Here is a 4259-nt window from a genome sequence, read left to right as displayed (position 1 = left end):
CGCCTGGAGTTCACCGAGCACGAACTGCCCGAGCCCACCGGCACCCTGCCGCCCGGCACCGCCGTCCACCTCGTCGGCGGCGGCGACCTCGCCACCGCTCTGGCCGCCCGCCTCGACGAGGCCGGCGCCACCACCCGGGCCGCCCCCACCGGCCGACTCCCGGACGGCGACGCCGACCTCGTCCTCTACCTCGACGCCTTCACCTCCCACGACGGCGCGGAACCCCCGCTGCCCGACGCGTTCCCCCTCTTCCAGACCCTGCTCGCCCGTGCCCCCCGCCAACTGCTCGCCGTCGAGCGCGCCGCCGGACCAGCCACCGGGCTGCGCGGCCTGTTCCGCACCATCGCCCGCGAATACCCGGAGACCCGCGCCACCCTGTTGCGCGTCGGATCCGCCGACACCAGCGAGGCGATCGCCGACCGCGTCCTGGCCGAACTCACCGCCACCGACCGCGAACCCGTCCTCCTCGTCGACGGCGGCCGCCGCCGCGCCCTCCGGCTCACCCCCACCGACCTCGGCCCGCTCGCCGCCACCGGCGCGGGACCGGCAGGCGACGGCGCCGCCGAGGCCGCCGCCCTCGGCCTCGACCACGAAGCCGTGCTGTTGCTCGCCGGCGGCGCCCGCGGCATCACCGCCCGCTTCGCCCGGGCCGTCGCCGCCGCGGGCCGGTGCCGCCTCGAACTCCTCGGCAGGACCCCGGCGCCCGCCGCCACCGAGGACCCGGCCACCGCCGGCGCCGCCGACCGGTCGGCACTGCGCGCCGCCTACCTCGCCGCGGGACTCACCTCGCCCGCCGCCATCGAGCGCGCCGCCGCCGCCACCCTGGCCGAACGCGAGGTTCGCGACACCCTCGCCGAACTGCGCGCCCTCGGCAGCCCCGTCCGCTACCACTCGGTCGACGTCCTCGACGCCGAGGCGGTGCGCGCCACCGTCAAGGACATCCACGCCGAGCACGGCAGGATCGACGGCGTCGTGCACGCCGCCGGCATCATCGAGGACCGGCTGATCGCCGAGAAGTCCCCCGAGTCGTTCCGGCGTGTCTTCGCCACCAAGGTCGACGGCGCCCGCACTCTCCTCGACGCCGTCGGCGCGCTCCCCACGACCCCCCGGTTCGCCGTGCTCTTCGGCAGCATCGCCGCCGCGCTCGGCAACCGCGGCCAGAGCGACTACGCGGCGGCCAACGACGCCCTGGAGGAACTCGGCCGCCAGTGGTCGGCGCCTGGCCGCCGCGGCCTCACCGTCCACTGGGGGCCCTGGGCCGCGAGCGAGACGGGCGGCGGCATGGTCACCCCCGAGCTGACGCGCTCCTACGCCGCCCGCGGTGTCAGGCTGATCGATCCGGAGGAGGGCCCGCTCGCCCTGCTCCGCGAGCTGGCCTGGGGCACGCCCGGGACCCACGCGGTGGTCTACGCGGCGTCCGGGTGGTGACGCCCGTGCCGCGACACCCACCGGTCGCCGTCGTCGGGATGGCCGTCCTGCTGCCCGGCGCCGGCGACCTGGCCAGCTACTGGCAGAACATCACCCACGGCGTCGACGCCATCGGCGAGGTGCCGGCCGACCGCTGGGACGCCGAGTACTACCAGCCGGCCGGGCCACGGCGCGCCGACCGCGTCTACTGCCGGCGTGGCGGCTTCGTCGACGCGACCACCGAGTTCGACGTCGCGGGCTTCGGAGTCATGCCGGCGTCGGTGCCCGGCACCGAGCCCGACCAGCTGATCGCCCTGCACGTGGCCCACCAGTCCATCAGGGACGCCGGCGGCGAGCGGGCGCTGCCCAGCGACCGGGCCAGGGCCGGCGTCGTCCTCGGCCGCGGCGGCTACCTCACCCCCGGTCTTGTCCGCCTCGACCAGCGGGTCCGCACCGCCGGCCAACTCGTCCGCACCCTGCGCGAGTTGGCGCCCGAGCTCGACGAGGCGCGGCTCGACCGCATCCGCGAGTCGTTCGCCGGTCAACTCGGGCCGGAGCGGCCCGAGTCGGCCATCGGTCTGGTGCCCAACCTGGCCGCCTCCCGGGTCGCCAACCGCCTCGACCTGCGCGGCCCCGCCTACACCGTGGACGCCGCCTGCGCCTCCTCGCTGGTGGCCGTCGACCACGCGGTGCGCGAACTCGCCACCGGACGCTGCGACCTGATGCTGGCCGGCGGTGTGCACCACTGCCACGACATCACCCTCTGGAGCGTCTTCAGCCAGCTCGGCGCCCTGTCGCCGAGCGAGCGCATCCGCCCCTTCCACCGGGACGCCGACGGCGTACTGATCGGCGAGGGCACCGGCGTCGTCGTCCTCAAACGGCTCGCCGACGCCGAGCGCGACGGCGACCGGATCTACGCCGTGGTGCGCGGCACCGGCGTGGCCAGCGACGGCCGGTCCGCCAGCCTGCTCAACCCCGACCCCGACGGCCAGGCCCGCGCCGTGCGGCTGGCCTGGGCGGCCGCCGGGCTCGACCCGCGCGCCCCGGGCGCCCTCGGGCTGCTGGAGGCGCACGGCACCGCGACCCCGGCCGGCGACCGCGCCGAACTCGCCACCATCACCGAGGTGTTCGGCCCGCCGGACGGCCCCAGGGCCGCCATCGGCTCGGTCAAGTCGATGATCGGCCACACCATGCCGGCGGCCGGCATCGCCGGCCTGATCAAGGCGGCGCTCGCCATCCACCACGGCGTGCTGCCGCCGACGTTGCACTGCGAGGACCCCAACCCGGCCCTCGCCACCACCCGGTTCGCGCCGCTGGCCGAGGCCGCCCTCTGGGAGCCGCCGGCCGACGGCGCGCCCCGGCGGGCCGGCGCCAACGCCTTCGGCTTCGGCGGCATCAACGCCCACGTGGTCCTCGAAGCGCCCGCCGAGGCGCGTGCCGAGGCGCACGCCACGGCCCCGCCCCGCCGGGCGCCGTCCCTCACCGTCGCCGAACCAGAACGCGTGCTGCGGCTCGCCGCCCCCGACGCCGGCGCGCTCGCGGCGCTGCTGGCCGCCGACGACTCCACCGTGCTCGCCACCGGCCTTCCGGAGACCGCGCCTGACGCGGGCCCGGCCAGGCTGGGCGTCGTCGACCCCACGGCCCGCCGGCTCGCGCTGGCCCGCAGGGCCGTCGCCCGGGGCGCGCCCTGGCGTGGCCGCGGCGACGTCTGGTTCGGGCCGCGTCCCCTGCTCGGGCCCGCCGGCGGCCGGACCGCCTTCGTCTTCCCCGGCCTGGAGGCCGAGTTCGACCCCAGGGCCGACGCGCTCGGCGCGTGGTTCGGGCTGCCGGCGCCCGCGCGGGCCACGGTCGGCGACATCGGGCGACACGGCGCCGCCGTTTTCCAACTCGGCCGGCTGCTCGACACGGCCCTGCGGCGGGTCGGCGTCGTCCCCGACGCGGTCGCGGGCCACAGCGTGGGGGAGTGGACCGCGATGGCAAGCGGCGGCATCCACGCCGCCGCCGAGGTGGACGCCTTCCTCGCCGAGTTCGACCCCGACGCGCTGCGGGTGCCCGGCGTGGCCTTCGCGGTGCTCGGCATGCCGGCCGAGCGGGTGGGCGAGGAACTGTCCGGTCGGGACGACGTGGTCCTCTCCCACGACAACGCCCCCAACCAGTCGATGGTCTGCGGACCGGAACCGGCCGTCGAGGAGCTGGTCGACGCGGTACGCGAGCGCGGCGTCATCGCGCAGATCCTGCCGTTCCGCTCCGGCTTCCACACCCCCATGCTCGCCCCCTACCTCGGCCCCATCCGGCGCGCCGTCGAGGCCTACACCCTGCACGCCCCGACCACGCCCGTCTGGTCGGCCACCACCGCCGCCCCTTACCCGGCACAACCGGCCGCCGTGCGGGAGCTGTTCATCCGCCACCTGCTGGAACCCGTCCGGTTCAGACCGCTGATCGGCGCCCTCCACGACGCCGGCTTCCGCGCCTTCGTCCAACTCGGCGCGGGCCGACTCGGCTCCCTCATCGACGACACGCTCGCCGGCCGCGACCGCGTGGTGGTCGCCGCGCACGCGCCCGTCCGCGACTGCCTGGCCCAACTGCGCCGGGTGCTCACCGCGCTGTGGGCGAACGGCGCCGAGCCCGACGTCACGCCGCTCCTCACCCGCCGCCGGGCCGGCGTCCGCCTCGACCTCGGCGGCCCGCTGGTCTCCCTCCCACCTGCGGCGCGCGGCCTCCTGACCGGCGACCCCCTGGCGGCGTTCGCCCATCCGGTGGCGGCCGAACTCTCCGCGCTCCTGGCCGAAACGGCCTCGACGGCGGCCGCGGTGCTGACGGCGACAGCCGGGGTCTCCCCCACTCCCCCACCC

The 4259-nt window shown here is 77.2% G+C and carries 2 protein-coding genes; both read left to right on the top strand.

Annotated features, from left to right (window positions below):
* Positions 1-1428, top strand: a 1428-nt coding sequence (locus tag E1265_RS34290; RefSeq protein WP_132934861.1) for an SDR family oxidoreductase, incomplete at its 5' end; no start/stop codon positions are given.
* A 5-nt stretch (positions 1429-1433) separates the two neighbouring features.
* The coding region (locus tag E1265_RS34285) for a type I polyketide synthase (protein WP_132934860.1) at positions 1434-4259 on the top strand (2826 nt) is incomplete at its 3' end.

Origin of the sequence: Streptomyces sp. 8K308 (genome assembly GCF_004348315.1) — a bacterium.
Taxonomy (GTDB): Bacteria; Actinomycetota; Actinomycetes; order Streptomycetales; family Streptomycetaceae; genus Streptomyces.
This window is presented reverse-complemented; position numbering and strand designations above follow the sequence as displayed.